Here is a 17,079-nt window from a genome sequence, read left to right on the forward strand (position 1 = left end):
TGTTTTACCTAATAAACAACAGGACAATTACAGCCTGGATGCTCAGTATTTTCCAGGTTGATTAAACGCTAGGGCAAGCCTGTAGCAGAGGCTTGCGTTCCACTACTCCCTGGCTCCACAGATTTTCAACTATCCCTTTAGGCAATAAGGAACTAATGAGGCCATACTCTCAACTTACGCTGGCGTCCTATCTTGTTGGGCCGCTACAGCTGACCATTTATCACCTGGGAGCACTGCTCGTTTTTGTAACGGGTCTCTCCTGGGGCTCGGTGCTATGGATAGCAGCCCTGTATGGCATCCGCATGCTGGCAACAACCGGCATTTACCATCGCCTGATCACCCACAAATCCTATCAGGCCCCAGTTTGGGTGAAATGGGTGGGCAGTGTGGTGGCAGCATCGGCTGGGCAGATGGGGCCTAGCTGGTGGAAAGCTCACCACCTCGCTCACCATCTACACACCGATCAGGTGCTAGATTCCCATTCTCCCCATACTGCGCCCCAGGGCGTTAGCGGCTTTTTGTGGTCTCACGGCCTTTGGCTACTGTCGCGTCGGTGCTTTCCCACCAGGCTGCCCAGCGATGTGGAGAATGATCGGGTCTTGCGGATGATTGATCGACTGCACTTCATTCCTCTCATCGCTTTAGGGGCAATTTCCTATGGCATTGGCGGGCTTGAGTATCTGGCGGCTTTCTTTCTTAGCACGACGCTCCTGTTTCACGGCGTGCAAACGGTCAACTCATTGGCCCATATTTTTGGAGCCCAGCCCTTTGCCACCGACGACCAAAGCCGCAACAATAGTCTGGTGGCCCTGCTCACTCTAGGCGAAGGCTGGCACAATCTTCACCATGCCTTTCAGGCCTCTAGCCGTCAGGGCATTACTATTCGCGATGGCCAGGTCGTCTATCTACCTGACCCCACCTTCAGGTTCGTAAAACTGATGGAGTTCTTTGGGTTGGCCTCAAAACTTAGAGTGCCAGCTGAGACCGACCTGCTGGCCCGTGCCAAGCACCAAGAGCCTGCCTATGTCAGTTCGTCCCTTTGAGGTTTGGGTTAGGACCTCCCTTTGGCGGTGCCCAGGGCTGAAGCCCCAAGCCTACGTAGCCTTGGCAGTGGTTCCACAGGTCGTCTAGGCGAGGACTGAGGCCGATTTCTTGCACGTAGTCTGACCTGGGGCCATCGTAGTTGTCGGTCATCAGGAGCCAGGAACGAAGGTCAGGGTCAGTTATAACCCCCAGTCGCAGAAGTGGGTGCGCTAGCTTTTGGCGATTTGAAAGTAGGGGGTGGCGGCCAGGGTGGTGGCGATCGCATCTAGCAGCCGTCGCAGCGAGTCTTCCTACCCTGGCTTCAGGAGCTCAGGCTCACGGACACAAAATGCTGAATTCTTCAACAAGCGATGGAAAACCGTCTGTTCTCTAGCCGTCCTGCCGATTTGTAAAACCCCGTAGGACTGGCGCTCGGCCAATGCAGACGAAATGCCTGCCCTCCGTTCAAGATGAATTCAAATTGCTATGCAAATCCTTAGAGAGCTAGGAAATAAAGAATTTCACAGTCATTCCCTCTTCAACCAGGGCGATTTAATTCGGCTGGAGGCAGTTTATCGTAGTGGAATTGTTGACCTGCACTCAGGTTTTCTAACGCACAACTTTTGTTAACTAGATCTGCAATGTTTGGCCTCATTGGACATTTGACCAGCCTTGATCATGCCCAGACAGTCGCCCAAGCCCTGGGATATCCCAAATACGCTACCCAGGGTCTAGACTTTTGGTGCAGCGCTCCACCCCAAATCTTTGACCCCATTAAGGTCACCAGCATCACTGGCCAGCAGATCGAAGGCCGCTACGTCGAGTCGTGCTTTTTACCAGAGATGCTGGCCGCCAAGCGTATCAAAGCGGCCACGCGCAAAATCATTAACGCTATGGCCCACGCCCAAAAGCACGGCCTCAACATCACCGCCCTGGGCGGATTCTCATCCATTATTTTTGAGAATTTCAACCTCAACCAAATTCAGCAGGTGCGCAACGTCACCCTAGAGTTTGAGCGGTTTACCACCGGCAATACCCACACGGCCTACATCATTTGCCAACAGGTGGTCGCCGCAGCCCAAAAGCTGGGCATCAACCTCTCCAACGCTACCGTGGCGGTGTGCGGTGCCACTGGAGATATTGGCAGCGCCGTCTGCCGCTGGCTCACTGCCCGCACCGACATCAAAGAGCTGCTGCTGATTGCCCGCAACCAAGAGCGGATTCAGCGGCTGCAAGAAGAGCTGGGCTGCGGCTTGGCCATGGATCTCGATACCGCTCTGCCCAAGGCCGACATTGTGGTGTGGGTGACCAGCATGGCCAAGGGAGTTGAGGTTGACCCCAACCGCCTCAAGCGTCCCTGCCTGATGATTGACGGCGGCTATCCCAAAAACCTCGACCAGCATTTTAACTTTGATGGCGTCCATGTGCTCAAGGGGGGCATTGTCGAGCACTCCCTCGACATCGACTGGCGGATTATGCAAATCGTGAACCTGGACGTGCCTGAACGTCAGCTGTTTGCCTGTTTTGCCGAAGCCATGCTGCTGGAGTTTGAGAAGTGGTACACCAATTTTTCGTGGGGGCGCAACCAAATCACCCTTGAGAAGATGGATTTGATCGGCCAGGCATCGCGGCGGCACGGGTTTCACCCCTTGCTCGACCTCAACACGGCTCTTTTAGTCACTGAGACCTCCTGATTGGAACCGAGCACCTGATCGGGTCGGAGGTATACCCTCAGCAGAGGGGCTGCGGCTTGGTATTCTAGATAGCAAACGGGCAAGAATTTTCTGGGTGACCAGGGCGTTCCTAGCCCAATTTGGCCTGTTCAACTAATTTGTTTCTTCCTTGGCTATGGCCCCACCTGAGCGCAAGTCGATTTTGTTGTCCTTTGAAAAGCCCCTGGTTGAACTAGAGGCCCGTATTACCCAGATTCGAGAACTGGCGGAAGAAAACGATGTGGATGTGTCGACCCAGCTGCGGCAGCTGGAGGCCCGCGCCACCCACCTACGCCAGGAGATTTTCTCTAACCTAACGCCGGCCCAGCGGCTACAGGTGGCCCGCCATCCCCGTCGGCCCAGCACCCTTGACTACATTCAGGCGATTACTGACGATTGGCTTGAGCTGCACGGCGATCGCGGCTCGGGCAAAGATGACCCAGCTCTGGTGGGAGGGGTCGCCCGGCTGGAGGGCAGACCTGTGGTGATCTTAGGCCATCAGAAGGGGCGCGACACCAAAGACAATGTGGTGCGCAACTTTGGCATGGCTTCTCCCGGCGGCTACCGCAAGGCGATGCGGCTGATGCGTCACGCCGATCGCTTTTCTATGCCGATCATTACTTTTATTGATACCCCGGGTGCCTATCCCGGCTATGAGGCTGAGGAGATGGGGCAGGGTGAGGCGATCGCCTACAACCTACGAGAAATGTTTGGCCTCACGGTGCCGATTGTCTGCACCATCATTGGGGAAGGGGGATCTGGCGGGGCCCTGGGAATTGGCGTGGGCGATCGCCTGATGATGTTTGAGCATTCCGTCTACACCGTGGCCAGCCCTGAAGCCTGCGCCGCCATTCTGTGGAAAGATGCAGGCCGCTCGGGCGAGGCAGCCGAAGCTCTCAAAATCACCTCCTGGGACCTCAAGCAATTGGGCATACTAGACGAGCTATTGCCCGAGCCTGTGGGTGGAGCCCACGCCAACCCCATTCAGGCGGCAGACATTCTGAAGCAGGCGCTGGTGGAGCAAGTCACCGAGCTGTCTCAGCTAGCGCCAGCGGCCCTACAGCAGTTGCGCTATCAGAAGTATCGCCAGATTGGGGTCTTTGCTGAGGCTGCTTAAGGTGCTAAGGCCTAGGCTTCAAAAGGCCTGCCTCGCTTATCAAATTCTCGGTGCTTTATGGCTCGAGCCCTATTCCCCCGGCAAGGAGTTAATGCCTGTTCATTTTCTTGGTTGAGGTCAGCGACAGGTTAGGCAAAGACTTAGACGCTTGTCGACGCTGCCTGCGCTCATAAAGTGTTTACATTTGTTAACATGGGAAAAGTGCCTAGCCCACGGGCCGTTCCCTGAGGGCAGTCTGCCCTGGCTCTCTGGCGATTCTAGGGCGTTAGCTGTTCTGAGTTCCTTGTTGATTGGTAATTACCATTGCAGAATCCTGTATCTTCTGACCTGCCGCGCCGCGCCCTGGTAACTGGGGCTAGCCGTGGCATTGGCAAAGCGATCGCTCAAGCCCTGGCGTTAGCTGGGTATGACGTCGCCCTGCTCGGTCGCTCCCTAGAGACTTTGCAGCCGGTGCAGGAAGAGTTGAGCACCCACGGCGTTTTGGCAAAAGCCTATGCCGTTGACTTAGCTCAGGTGGAGGGTTTGCAGGCCCAACTAGCCGCGGTGCTTGCCGACTTTGGCCCCCTCAGCGTAGTGGTTAACAACGCTGGCATGGGCTACACCGGGGCGTTAGCCACCATGCCTTTAGCCGACTGGCAACAGGTGATGGATTTGAACGTTACCAGCGTTTTTCAATGCATCCAGGTGGTGCTGCCCGTGCTGCGGCAGGGCGGTGGCGGCACTATCGTCAACATCGCTTCCATTGCAGCCCGGTCGGCTTTTCCTGACTGGGGAGCGTATACCGTGAGCAAAGCCGCCATTGTGGCCCTGTCGCGGGTTCTAGCCGCAGAAGAGCGCACCCACGGCATCCGGGTGGTAACGGTATCACCGGGGGCGGTTAACACCCCGATTTGGGATACCGATACGGTGCAGGCCGATTTTGATCGGTCGTCCATGCTAACGCCAGAGATCGTGGCTCAGACCGTTTTGCACACCATTCTCTTGCCCCCCGAGGCGGTGATCGAAGACCTCACCCTAATGCCCGCAGGCGGTGCCCTGTAACTAGTTTTTTACCCTGTTGTGACCTGGCCAGCTCAGCGAGTGGCCTCAATTTTGTTGAACCTCTAGAGTATTTAGAAACCCTATGACTATCGCATCCTCAAATAGCCTGAACGACAAAGCTGCTAGCAGCACTGGCACTAACGGTGGTGAACTCAAAGGTAAGACCCCCGAAATCCGGCCCGATCGCACCCACAGCTACCGGAAAGAGGTCGAGCAATACCCCATTCCCGAGACTAGCCAGGAAGACATGAGCGATGCGGTGCGCACCATGCTGCTGTCGGTGGGCGAAGACCCTGAGCGGGAGGGGCTGCTCAAAACTCCTAAGCGCGTCGCCGAGGCCATGCGATTTCTCACCAGCGGTTATCAGCAGTCGCTAGAGGAACTCGTCAACGGAGCCATCTTTGACGAAGGCCACAATGAAATGGTGCTGGTACGCGATATCAATTTGTTTAGCCTGTGTGAGCACCACATGCTGCCGTTTATGGGTCGTGCCCACGTGGCCTATATTCCCAACCAGCGGGTTGTGGGGTTGAGCAAGCTGGCCCGCATTGTAGAGATGTATTCGCGCCGCCTTCAAGTGCAGGAGCGCCTCAACCGCCAGATTGCCGAAGCGGTGCAGGAAATTTTAGACCCTAAGGGCGTAGCCGTGGTGGTGGAAGCTAGCCACATGTGCATGGTGATGCGAGGGGTACAAAAGCCCGGCTCCTGGACGGTGACCAGCGCCATGCTGGGGTCTTTTCAAGAAGATTCTAAGACCCGCGAAGAGTTTCTTAGCCTGATCCGTCACCAGCCCTCGTTCTTCTAAACTGACCGGCTCCTATTGCAGCAGTTGGATTTAGTCAGGACACCTTGACAGGCGGAATCCTCTGGTAGGGGCATTGCAGTGCAATGCCCCTACGTCGAACCTGTCCTAATCCAATGGACACTTGCAATAGCTCGCAGACTAACCAAGGCGATAGTTCTTAAAAACCGGGCTTTTGTACGCTGGATCCAGTAATTGGATCGCGAACAAAAACCCGGTTTTTTAATACCTATTTTGAGGCTGAGCGCCCCGCTAGGTAGCCCCACGCGTAGGCTGTGTCGCCCATACTCTGCATGACCGTGAATTCGTTGATATTGGGCACGTAGTAGATGTCGAAGTAGGTCTCCACCGAAGGCCACTGCCGAGCTGGGGGGACCGCCACCGACTCCAGCACATCAAAAAACCATTCAGAGCCGTAAAAGTCGTTGTCAATGGGGCCGTAGAGGGTGATGCCTGGCAGCAGGTCGCCGGTAATACGCTGATCAAGAATTAGGGGATTTTGGGGCGACTTGTGGCCCAGGCCGGTGGTATAGGTCATGTTGTCGGGGTTGGCCCCGGCGGAAAACTGGCAGGCTAGCAGAGCAGCATTGAGGTAACGATCGCTACCGGTCAGCGCGTGGGCCCGCAGCAGGATTCGCGCCTTAGGAGCCCCAAGTCCATCGCCCCAGCCAACGGGGGTTGTCGGGAGCACCTTAGTCCAGCCAAAAGCCGTGGTTTCCCCCGTCTCCACAGCGGCGTCAGCCTCAGCCAAAAGCGAGGCCCGCAGCTCGGCCTGGAGTTCTGCGTCGACCTGGTCAGCGGGTAGGCGGCTGTAAAGAAAGTTGAATTCTCGCTGGGGGGCGGCTATTCGGTAGTCGCCGCGAGCCTCAGCAGGAATGGCCGATCGCGCGGCGACAAAGCGATCGTGCCAGAGGCGATCGCCCGTGAGGTTATAAAGCTCTAGGGCCGCCAGGGCGCGGTCGGCCTCTATACGGTGGCGGGGCCATTCCTGAGCCTGAATTCCGGCTTGATGACGGGCCTCGGCCCAGGCCATGGCTGCGAGGGCGCTGTCGCGATAGCCCCCGGCCTGGTCAGGGACATAGGTTTCCAGCAGTCTAGCCGTGCGGGCCGCCACCCCAGCGTAAATGTAGCTGCTCCACGGGTCGGGGGCGTAGGCCATAATCGGCAGCGACTCTTGCCAGCTGGTTTCACCCCGCTTGGGGTGCTCTGCCGACTCAATGCCGCCGCGCACGCCGCCTTCGGGAGTTTGCAAACGGCGATAGAAGTCGACTCCCCACAGCGCCTCATCTAGCAGGTCGGGGCGATCGTTGGCCGACTCCGGAATATTGAGCGCCAGATCGCTTAAGGGCTCAGGGAATAGTTCGAGCAGTTCGAGCAGCCAGCGAGCCACATCCAGGTGCTGAATGCGGCGGTCCCAGTCGCCGGCATCGAAGTAGCCGCCCCAGGCGTTGGCTACTACCTGATCGGTCTTGCCCTTTACCAGATTGGCAAAGTTACCCTCGTCAGTCCCCTGGGCGTTGAGGCCGTTGCCCGTATCCATCAGTCCAGTAGTGGATTGGTAAACCTTGACCCCATCGTCGGGGTGGAAGGGACGGGGGCGCTCAATATCGGTGTAGGGCGGCTCTAGGGCAATGCCGCTGCGCTGGTGATAGAACCCGCGGGCCGCTACATAAAAGGCCTGCTGCCAACTATTTTCAGCTACTGCAAAGGAGTTAGAGCAGCCGACTGTGTCTACGCAGAGCCGATACTGCCCAGGCTGGGTGAGGGCACTAAAGTCGAGTTGGTCAACATCGGTGAGGGTATAGGTGCGATCGCGGCCATCTTCTACCTCTTCACGGCGATAGCGGCGGCTAGCCTTTCCGCTCAACGCCACCTGGTTCGTCGCTTCGTCAATGACTTGAAACGATAGGCCTTCGGGATAGCTCAGCCCACCGCCCGTACCCATCCAGGTCGACAGAAACCCTACTTTAAGCGAGTCATCGGGGCGAAACCCCAGGGCGGATACGTGGACGGCCTCGCTGATTTGGCGATCGGGCTGGTAGGCCAGAGCTAGGGGCGGTAGCTCCTGCCCCGTGATCTGAACCTGGTAGGTTTGTCCTGGGGTCAGGGGCGTGGGCAACCGCAGGTAGAACCGATGCTCCATAGCCCAGCGGCGATTGTCTCGGCTAACCTGGGCCGTGTCTATAGGCTTGCTTTTGCGGTATACCTCTGTCGGCGTTACGGGCTGCCGGTAGCTAGGGTCACCCTGGGACTGAATGCGATAACCGTGCGGTTGGCTGGCGCGATTGGCATTAAACGGCTCCTCACTATAGCTGTCGAAGCCGTAGAGCACAGATTGATCAGCGCTCACCAAGGTACCCAGAGCCTGCCCCTGCCGCAGCACCCAAGTGTCGTTACCCGTAGTTTCTAGCTTGTCTTGGGGCTGGGGACGGTAGGGCTCCTGGCGAGCGTGGGTTATGGCGCCCTGGCGCAGGGAGACCACAATCACCTCAGGGCTAACCACGGCTACCGTCACAGCGGGCTGCGCCGAATTAGCGCTGGGCAACCAGTTACTACCGGCTGTGCAAGCCATCAGAAATGTCAGCAGCCCAAGCAAAAACGCAGCCCGGCGAGGCCAGCGACGTACAGTAGTAAACAACATTTTCAGCAGCTCTCCTGGGCAAGTGACCACAGCAACGAGGCGAGCAACGGCTCACTACGCCCTGCCAAACCCTAGGGCCATAGTACAAACTGCGCCAGTGAGTGTGAAGTCTCATCTTCAAGCGGTGCCAAAGTTTTATCCCAGCTAAACAATTGGGCTATTGCTTCATTAAAAGTGAGCTAATATCTAAGCCGATTCAGCCTTTTCTTTTAAAGGACCACTGCTTGCGGACTAGAACTTACAGCCCATAAGCAGAATGGGTAGCGCCGCAAACGGTTTGCGATCGCTTAAAGGCGCGGCTGAATTCTGTGGTGTGTGGGAGATCGGCCCGATTGCGGCTAAGGCAGCTTTTTACTGGAGTAGTTGGGGTGGCTGGGGTATGCCTGTTTGGCAGCCTACCGGCCAAAGCCAGCGCACGGCTTCAAGCTTGGGAGTTTGACACTAGCCAAAACCGTCTGGTGTTTTCTACCGAAAGCGGGGTAGAGCCTCAGGTTAGCTGGCTCAGCGATCCTCAGCGATTGGTCATCGATCTACCGGGCATTTTGACTGAAGAAGCCCTAGGCAATCAGTTCGTGGGCGGAGCGGTCGCGGCGGTACGCGTTACCCAAGCCGACGCCCAAACCACCCGCATGGTACTCGAGCTCAACCCTAACTACAGCCTCGACCCCAAGCAGGTAAAAGTGTGGGGCCTGACTAGCCAGCAGTGGGTGGTGCAGCTCCCGGGTTCGACGCCGGCGATCGCAGCCGATGACGGCTTGAGCATTCCAGATTTTTCTAAAGCAGCTAGACCCCGCCCGCTGACAGCAGCTGGGGCCGAACCGCTACCGCCGCTGATCAGCCGCAACCAAGTCAACACTGCCGCTGTCAGGGCAACGGCCACCGTACTGCGCGGCGTTCAAACTACCGCAGAGGGTTTCTTTATTCCCACTGCTGGGGCCACACCTCAGGTGCGTGTGTACCGCACTCGCGATGCTAGTCAGTCACGCCAGATTGTCATTGACCTGCTAGACGCGGCTATTGCCCCTGGCCTCACCCCCGAAGCATTGCCCCAGGGGCGCTACGGCATCCATCGCTGGAGTATTAGTCAGTTTGCCACCGCCCCGCCCGCCATTCGCCTCACCCTCACCCTCGATGGCTTTAGCCCCGATTGGCAAATCACGCCCGTAGCCAACGGCGGCATTTGGGTAACCCCCATCGGCGTTGCCCCCAACCAAATTGCGGCCCCGCCCACTACAGTCGTGCTGCCCGTGCTGAACCCGGTGACGACACCGCCGCCGATCGCACAATCCCGCCCACCCGCAGCGGCGGTTCCCGCACCGGTCGTCGCTCCAACGCCTACTCCCAGCCCCGCCGCCCGAGGTCAGGTATTGGTCGTGCTCGACCCAGGCCACGGCGGCGTTGACCCTGGGGCAGTGGGCATTGGCGGCCTGCAAGAAAAAGGGGTGGTGCTAGCGGTGGCCCAGCACACAGCCGCCGTGCTGCAGGCCCAGGGTATTGCCGTGCAGATGACTCGCCAGAGTGATCAAACCGTCGATCTGCAGCCTCGGGCCGACATGGCGACAGCGGCTCGGGCCACGGTGTTTGTCAGCATCCATGCCAACGCGGTGAATATGCAGCGCCCAGAGGTGAATGGGCTCGAAACCTACTACTACTCCGATACTGGGCAAGTGCTGGCAGCCGCTCTCCAGCGCCAGGTGCTCAGCACCATGGCCATGAACGATCGCGGCGTCCGCCAGGCGCGGTTTCTGGTGCTACGCCGCACCGCTATGCCCGCGGCCCTAATTGAAATTGGTTTTGTGACCGGCGCCATTGATGCCCCCAAACTCAGCGATCCGCGCTGGCAGGCGCAGATGGGGCAGTCCATTGCCCAAGGGATTCTTAACTATTTAGGTAGCCAGCTTTGAGGCCACGGTGAATGATGCTCGGTTAGGCACGGCCGCTCAACGGCAACGGAGCCAACACACGGACTAAAGCCCTCACTCTGCCTAGGTACATAGATAAACCGGAGGGCGCGGGCCCTTAGGAACTAGTGATAAAATCCTGGTCTTTGAACCCTAGATTCGCCCATAGGGTAAATTTTCGCGTTGGTTTGTCCAACAACTTTTTGTACAGTACCGCCTCCCCTAGTCCAAGCAGGAGAAGGATCATGGCTAAGGCCCCGCGATCGCTCGATCACCACAACCGCAATGTCTATTGCCTGATTGTGCTGATGCTAACCCTGAGCTGCCTAGGATTTTTTGTTGAGCGGCGCAGCGAAACGGCTCGCCTTGCCGAAGCCCAGGGGCTTTTGTCTACCGGCACTACGCCTCAGGGAGTATCGGGCGGCCGGGCTCGCGGTGGTGACTTTGGCAGCCCCTCCGGCGGCGGCGCACCTGGAGGAGGTTTTTCCGGCGGCGGTGGTGCGCTGCCCCCTGCAGGGGGTCCGAGCTATGGCGGCCCAGGCTATGGTGGCGGCTATCCCTCCTACCCTAGCGGCGGTCCAGTGATTGTGCCAGTGCCTGGCGGTTATGTGGGTGGCTATCCCGGCGGCTATGTGGGCGGCTACCCTGGCGGCGGAATCGCGATCGGCGGCGATGTAGGTCTATTGTTTTTGCTGGCGGTGCTGGGCTTTACGGTCCTGCCTTTAATCACAAATTTGATGCGGTTGGGGGCTAGTGGATTTGGCCGGGGCATCCAAGTTGTAGACAGCGGCAACGAGCTGACCAACGATGTCGTCACCATAACTCAGCTCCAGGTAGCGCTGCTGTCCCAGGCCCGCGATCTTCAGACTGAGCTAGAGACTATCGCCGCCCGCAGCGATATTGGTACTAAGCCAGGGCTGAATCGGCTGCTGCAAGAGACGGTGCTGGCCCTACTGCGATCGCCCGAATACTGGTCCCATGCCAAAGTTACCAACCAAACCGTTCGCTCCCGCGCTCAGGCCTCCCAGGTCTTTGAGCAGCTCTCTGTTACCGAGCGCAGCAAATTCAGCCGCGAAACCTTAGTTAACGTCGGTGGCCAGGTCAGCCGCCAAACCTACCAGCCTAAGCCTGATGCCGACCCAGCGGCCTACATCGTGGTAACGCTAATTGTGGGCACCGCCGATGATCAGCCCCTTGTCACTCAGCCGATCCATTCTGCCAGCGATCTTCAGACATCTCTGAGACGGCTTGGCGGCGTCACTCCCGACTATCTGCTGGTCTACGAACTGCTCTGGACACCCCAAGATGCCAGCGATAGCCTCAGCTATGACCAAATGCTGGCCGCCTACCCCGACCTCACCCAAATCAGCTAACTGAAGCCTCAGCTAATTTGGCCTCGTTAGAATCGGCAGAAACAGCTTCCAGCAGGGCAAGTAACTCGCGCTCAAAGGCTACCTGGGCGCGGTTCGTTCTGCCACCCACGTATACCGTGCCCTCCTGCGCCAGCGCCCACACTTGGGAGTGCGACACGTAGCTCATGATCACCCCCAGCATCAGCAGGCCAAAGCCACCGTAAACCAGAGGAATGCCTGGATCAGCCTTAATTTGCAGACCCGTGCTGCCCACCACGTCTATCAGCGAGAGCCTAACGCCATTGATCTCTGCCGCCATGCCTTTACGAACCGTAGAAATCAGCTGTCCAGCGTTGTCGTAAATCAGCACAGAACCTTGAAGATCGCTGGCCAGCAGGGTCACGCCTTCGCTCATATCGGGTTTCGTCGGCAGCCAAGTACCCCAAAAGCGCGGACCGTCATTCTCGAGCTGCTGCATCGGCAGTTGCAGCACCGGGCTGTTGTTGAGCTTAACCTGCACCGCCGCCACTCCCCAATCGGCTTGGTAGAGGGTCACGCCCTTGTGGCGCAGGGGCTGGTTGACAAAGATGGTCTTGCGATCGATCTCGTTACCCGTCCGGTCTAGCACCGATAGATCGGAATAGAACTGATCGATATTGCCTTCAGGACTGTAGTCAATCCAAAATCGGTTCACCCGCACCGACCAGTCTTTGGGGATTTGGGCCTCGGCCCAGGGACCAGCATCAAAAATATTGCGAATTTGAAAGGTCTCGCCGCTGGGCACGATCTCTTGGGCAAAAAAGCCGGTCATGGCCCCTAAAATAGCCCCTGCCAAAATCAGCAGCATGCTGGCGTGCACCACAATAGGCCCAATGCGGCCCACAATGCCCTTACGTCCGTAGAGCTGATTGCCCTCCTGAAATACCCGATAGCGCTTTTGGGACAATCTGTTTACCAAGGAGGCGAGGTCAGTTTCAGCTAGCTCAGCACTCAGAGCCAGTTTTTGAAACTGGCGGGGCTGAGTGTAATACTTCCACTTTTGAGCTGCCCCCAGAGCCGGGAACTGGCGGGTAAACGTGCAGGCGGTTAGGCTGGCACCAAACACAATTAGCAGCGCCAAAAACCACCAGGTTCGGTAGACGTGATCTAGCCCAAGGGTAAGAATTACCTTCCAACTCAAAAACCCAAACAGAGCCGGATCTTGGGGATAGTTAGTCTGGTAAAACTCCAGGGTTTGGCCCTGCTCGATGACCGTACCGCTGATGCTAAAGGCCGCGATCGCCAGCAGCAGCACAATTGCCAACCGCAGATCGGCCAGCAGCGGCAGCAGATCTTGTCTAAAGTAGTCGCGCACCCCGTCCCAGAAAGTCGGTTGAGGAGCTTCAGACGGAGCCATAGTATCCCTCAGAAACGGGTGACATAGTTTTCAGACAATTACACCAAACTGGTCGGCAGCAGCCGAGACAGCAGTGAAAATACCCCAAACCCCAGTAGCAGAGCCCCACTTGCCGGTGTCACCCAACTCGACCACTGACGCAAATCCAGCAGTCGCTTTAGAGAAGCAGTGAAGGTGCCCGCCAGCACTAGCGGCGTTACATAGCCCACGGCATAGGCTAGCAGCAGGGCCCCGCCCAACACCGGATCCTTCGTGGTTGAGATCCAGGCTAGGAGGGTAGCTAGCACTGGGGTGCTACAGGGCGACGCCACAATGCCAAAGGTGAGCCCCAAAGCATAGGCCCGCAGCCAGGGCGGTAAGTTCAAATTTTCAAAGGTGGGGCCAACGCCCGCGGGCAGAGCTAAGGGAATGACTCCTAACAGATTTAGCCCCATCACGATCGCCACTAGGCTCACCACAATCGGTAGCCCCCAAGCCACCTGACCATAGACGTAGCCAAAGAGCCCAGCGATCAAGCCCAACAGAGCCAGGGTGGTGGCGAGGCCTAGGGCGAAGGAGAGCGATCGCGCGATCGCACCACCCCGCCCACCTTCCTCATAGCCGCCCATGTAGCCCACCATAATCGGCAGCATCGATAGCAGACAGGGAGATAGGCTGGTTAAGAGCCCCGCTAATCCCACCACTGATAGGCTCACCCAAGACACCTGAGTGAGCTGATCACTCACCAGCTGATTGGCCCACTGGGCGATTTCGTATAAATAAATTTGCAGACTCTCAGACATCAGCGGGGTAGTGAGACGCAAAGGCACTCACTATTGTAACAATCCTGCAACCCGCTCTCAGATTTTTGCGTCAAGAAAGCGTACTGCCGCTGTCAAATACTTACAGGGGCAGGGGCTCTTGAGGACCCGCCTTAGACCATCGTCGCCGTAGAGGTACCGGCGTATCCAGATTAATCTCCCGCGCCGCCCGCACCAACAGCGCCGCTGTTGCCAAGCTAGCCACCATCGAGCTACCTCCATAGCTCAACAGCGGAAAGGGCAGTCCTGTCGTCGGCAGAAGCCCTGTAGCCACACCCATATTGAGCAGCGCTTGCCCCACCAACAGCACCATCGCACCCACCGCTACCAAGCGGTGCAGGGGTTGCTTCAAACGTAGCGCTACCAACAGAGCTAAAGAAGCATAAACTCCTAAAACCGTCAGCAACACTAAGCAACCCACAAAGCCAAACTCCTCAGCAAATACCGAAAAAATAAAGTCAGTGTATTGAATAGGTAGCGAGTACAGCTTTTGCTGAGACAGCCCAAAACCCTGGCCCCAAAACCCGCCAGAGCCAACAGCTAACAGACTCTGCACTAGCTGATACCCCTGGTTACCTGGATCAGCCCAGGGGTCCAAAAACGAGACTATTCGCTGGCGCTGATAGGTCTTGAGGCTGACACTTACTGTCGCAGTCAGCAGTCCCCCTCCCGCCGTTAGCAGCAGATACAGATAGGGCAACCCCGCCGCCAGAGCAATTAGCCAAAGCGTTAAGCCGCAAATAGCCGCTGTACTCAGGTTGGGCTGCAACAAAATCAGCCCCAAAATAGCGACAAAAATGCCCAACCAGGTAAGCCGTGTTTGCCAAGTGAGCTGTGGCCATCGCCCAAACAGTCGTGCCCCCTGTAACACCAAGCAGGGCTTAAGCAGCTCCGAAGGCTGAATCATAAACGGGCCCAAAGGCAGCCAGCGAGTAGCCCCATTCACCGTTACCCCCAAGGAGGGCACCAGAGTCAGGCTTACCAAACCAACCAGCATCAGCAGCACAATACCTGACCCCTGAATAAGCCGATCCAGAGAGGTATGAACAATACGGTTAAAAATTACCAAACCAATCGCAACCCACAGCAGCTGCACCATCACATAGTGCAGTCCATAGCCATGCTCCGTCACGGACACTGCATAAGACGCTGAGAACAATATTAGTAGACCGCTGCCCAGCCAGACAAAGGTCAACCAACGCAGCCAGCGCGCTTCCGCTGACCACTGGCCTACCGTGGGGTCAATCCATGGAACCAACTGAGCAATGTTCACCCTATTACCCCACGTGCCTAAGGGCCAAGTCTTTCAAGGGCCCAGTATAACTGAGGGGGTCGAAAGCCGCTCAAGATTTTGAGTATATTTTCGAGTCTACAGAGCATGTCCTAGAGACGTGAAAGTACCCCTAAAAACACAACGGCAGGGCTGACCCTTAGGCCGACCCTGCACGTATCGCAGCATGAAAAAAAGCAGTAAAAATTTTTATCAGACGCTTTGCTGAAGTAGGCGCGTTAGAGCAAACCGGTGTTGGCACCCTGCCGACCAGTTGCCAGCTCAACCTTAACGATTTTGCCGCCCATTTTTTGAATGCGCTGCTGCTCTTTGAACCAGTTCTCGTAGGGCACCAGCTTGGTAAAGAAAGTATTTTGCAGCTCCCGTTGGGTGCGAATCCTGGTTTGACTGGGAACGCAAGCGGTGACTTTAAACATGCGCATGGTCGAAAACTCTCCTGTTAATCACTGGACAGATGTAAACCAAAGCCAAGTCCAAAAATGAAGTTTTACCGTTAGGAAAACACAGTTTCCAAGCTGGACTTGGTATGAACACTGAAAAGCCAGAGTCGAAAGCCAATGCTATGGACAGCAGGAAGACAATACAGCACAACCTAGTGTCCTCAACACTCGCCCCTGACTCTGGCCTAGGTTCGCTCTGGCCTACGGCCAAAGCGCAATGGATGAGCCTGGACTAGCTCAAGCCAGAGGAGATGTAGTCGAAGTAAACGCCCATTTCCTTACCAGCATCAGCACCCACTAGGCTAGCGGTCACTTCTTTCATGGCTTGGATGGAGTTGACGGTAGCGCCGATGGGTACGCCCAGGGAGTTGTAGGTCTCCTTGAGACCGTTGAGCACACGCTCATCCAGGATGGAGGGGTCCCCAGCCAGCATGGCGTAGGTGGCGTAGCGCAGGTAGTAGTCCAGGTCGCGGATGCAGGCTGCATAGCGACGGGTGGTGTACATGTTGCCGCCAGGACGGGTAATATCGGAGTACAGCAGGGACTTGGCCACAGCTTCTTTCACGATTTCAGCAGCGTTAGCGCTGATGGTGCTAGCGGCACGAACGCGCAGCTCACCGGTTTGGAAGTAAGCCTTGAGCTTGTCGAGAGCGGAACCGTCCAGGTACTTGCCCTGCACGTCGGAGGAATTGATAACAGAGGTAATTGCGTCTTGCATTGGTGAAGCTTCCTTAGAACTGACGTAATCTCAACAACGAATCGACGGAGTAGCGCAGCTGCGACTACTGCATAGCGCCGACAACATAGTCGAAGTAGGATGCGGCTTCAGCAGCATCTTCGCTGGATAGCAGCCCAGTTGCGACAGCCTTCATGGAGCGCACAGACTCAGCCACAGCGGGGATAGGAGTGCCCAGGGAGTTGTACATTTCACGTACGCCCACCAGACCGATTTCTTCGATAGGGGTAACGTCACCAGCGACCACACCGTAGGTGACGAGACGCAGGTAGTAGTCCATGTCGCGCAGGCAGGTGGCGGTCATCTCTTCACCGTAGGCGTTGCCACCGGGAGAAACAATGTCAGGGCGCTTCTGGAACAGCTGATTGCCAGCTTCCTTAACGATGCGCTCGCGGGATTCGGTTAGCACCTGAGCAATCCGCAGACGACGCTCACCAGAGGTGACAAATCCCTTGATGCGATCCAACTCACCGGGGCTGAGGTAACGAGCCTCGGCATCGGCATTCACGATTGACTTCGTGACAATACTCATTGATGGATTCCTCCGAAAAATATGACCAGATGTATGAAACTGGCATTTAAGGGTGCGGAGCCAGAGCTAACTCTATTAAAGAACCTCAGTTCTGGCGGCCTTCCCGATTAATTGTCCGGTATTGCGTAAGCCTTCTTCAAAGCCGCGAAATATTTTGTAACAGTTTTCCTCAGTTTCTTGAAGCCAGACGGCAACAGCACTGTAGAGACTCAGGGAAAATCCTAAATCCTCAAAAAACTATAAACCGGGTGCAAATTAGTACCCGGTTTTAATATTTCGTAACAGAGTTAAGAAG

Annotated in this window: 15 protein-coding genes; 7 read left to right on the forward strand and 8 right to left on the reverse strand. The window is 56.8% G+C overall.

The window, feature by feature from the left end:
* Window positions 1-155 precede the first annotated feature (155 nt).
* Complete coding sequence (locus NC979_RS04855) at window positions 156-1,043, forward strand: acyl-CoA desaturase (protein WP_190518042.1); 888 nt, start codon at window positions 156-158, stop codon at window positions 1,041-1,043.
* Here NC979_RS04855 and NC979_RS04860 read toward each other — a convergent pair.
* Window positions 1,027-1,194 (reverse strand): hypothetical protein, encoded by a 168-nt coding sequence (locus NC979_RS04860; protein ID WP_190518045.1) that lies wholly within the window; start codon window positions 1,192-1,194, stop codon window positions 1,027-1,029. The genes NC979_RS04855 and NC979_RS04860 overlap by 17 nt on opposite strands.
* 470 nt (window positions 1,195-1,664) lie before the next feature.
* On the opposite strand from NC979_RS04860, the gene NC979_RS04865 reads away from it, so the two are divergent.
* From NC979_RS04865 to folE, 4 genes are all read left to right on the forward strand, one after another.
* Window positions 1,665-2,717 (forward strand): long-chain acyl-[acyl-carrier-protein] reductase, encoded by a 1,053-nt coding sequence (locus NC979_RS04865; RefSeq protein WP_190518047.1) that lies wholly within the window; start codon window positions 1,665-1,667, stop codon window positions 2,715-2,717.
* Between the two features lie 154 nt (window positions 2,718-2,871).
* Window positions 2,872-3,852: an acetyl-CoA carboxylase carboxyl transferase subunit alpha gene (gene accA / locus NC979_RS04870; protein WP_190518049.1), complete on the forward strand. Its 981-nt coding sequence runs from the start codon at window positions 2,872-2,874 to the stop codon at window positions 3,850-3,852.
* Between the two features lie 303 nt (window positions 3,853-4,155).
* Entirely contained in the window at window positions 4,156-4,893 is a 738-nt protein-coding gene (locus tag NC979_RS04875; RefSeq protein ID WP_190518052.1) for an SDR family oxidoreductase, read from the forward strand.
* Between the two features lie 82 nt (window positions 4,894-4,975).
* Window positions 4,976-5,698 (forward strand): GTP cyclohydrolase I FolE, encoded by a 723-nt coding sequence (gene folE / locus NC979_RS04880; protein ID WP_190518053.1) that lies wholly within the window; start codon window positions 4,976-4,978, stop codon window positions 5,696-5,698.
* 226 nt (window positions 5,699-5,924) lie between these two features.
* Here folE and NC979_RS04885 read toward each other — a convergent pair whose 3' ends face one another.
* Entirely contained in the window at window positions 5,925-8,336 is a 2,412-nt protein-coding gene (locus NC979_RS04885; RefSeq protein ID WP_242023969.1) for a glycoside hydrolase family 9 protein, read from the reverse strand.
* Between the two features lie 368 nt (window positions 8,337-8,704).
* Here NC979_RS04885 and NC979_RS04890 point away from each other — a divergent pair, with 368 nt between their 5' ends.
* Complete coding sequence (locus NC979_RS04890) at window positions 8,705-10,240, forward strand: N-acetylmuramoyl-L-alanine amidase (protein ID WP_190518054.1); 1,536 nt, start codon at window positions 8,705-8,707, stop codon at window positions 10,238-10,240.
* Window positions 10,241-10,482: 242 nt separating this feature from the next.
* Window positions 10,483-11,610 (forward strand): DUF1517 domain-containing protein, encoded by a 1,128-nt coding sequence (locus tag NC979_RS04895; protein ID WP_190518055.1) that lies wholly within the window; start codon window positions 10,483-10,485, stop codon window positions 11,608-11,610.
* Here the strand turns inward: NC979_RS04895 and NC979_RS04900 are convergent.
* The 6 genes from NC979_RS04900 to apcA all read right to left on the reverse strand — a co-directional run bounded on the left by NC979_RS04900 (window position 11,603) and on the right by apcA (window position 16,784).
* Window positions 11,603-12,985: a cytochrome c biogenesis protein gene (locus NC979_RS04900; protein WP_190518056.1), complete on the reverse strand. Its 1,383-nt coding sequence runs from the start codon at window positions 12,983-12,985 to the stop codon at window positions 11,603-11,605. The genes NC979_RS04895 and NC979_RS04900 overlap by 8 nt on opposite strands.
* A 38-nt stretch (window positions 12,986-13,023) precedes the next feature.
* Window positions 13,024-13,788, reverse strand: coding sequence for a cytochrome c biogenesis protein CcdA (locus NC979_RS04905; RefSeq protein ID WP_431191016.1), 765 nt, complete (start codon window positions 13,786-13,788; stop codon window positions 13,024-13,026).
* Between the two features lie 79 nt (window positions 13,789-13,867).
* Window positions 13,868-15,058, reverse strand: coding sequence for an FtsW/RodA/SpoVE family cell cycle protein (locus NC979_RS04910; protein WP_190518057.1), 1,191 nt, complete (start codon window positions 15,056-15,058; stop codon window positions 13,868-13,870).
* A 236-nt stretch (window positions 15,059-15,294) separates the two neighbouring features.
* Window positions 15,295-15,498, reverse strand: a complete 204-nt coding sequence (locus NC979_RS04915; protein WP_035986291.1) for a phycobilisome linker polypeptide — start codon at window positions 15,496-15,498, stop codon at window positions 15,295-15,297.
* A 250-nt stretch (window positions 15,499-15,748) separates the two neighbouring features.
* Complete coding sequence (gene apcB / locus NC979_RS04920; RefSeq protein WP_073606651.1) at window positions 15,749-16,234, reverse strand: allophycocyanin subunit beta; 486 nt, start codon at window positions 16,232-16,234, stop codon at window positions 15,749-15,751.
* Window positions 16,235-16,298: 64 nt separating this feature from the next.
* On the reverse strand, window positions 16,299-16,784 hold the full coding sequence (gene apcA, locus NC979_RS04925; RefSeq protein ID WP_190518058.1) for an allophycocyanin subunit alpha: 486 nt from the start codon (window positions 16,782-16,784) through the stop codon (window positions 16,299-16,301).
* Between the last annotated feature and the right edge of the window lie 295 nt (window positions 16,785-17,079).

The sequence above is a fragment of the Leptolyngbya subtilissima AS-A7 genome, assembly GCF_039962255.1.
Taxonomy (GTDB): Bacteria; Cyanobacteriota; Cyanobacteriia; order Phormidesmidales; family Phormidesmidaceae; genus Nodosilinea.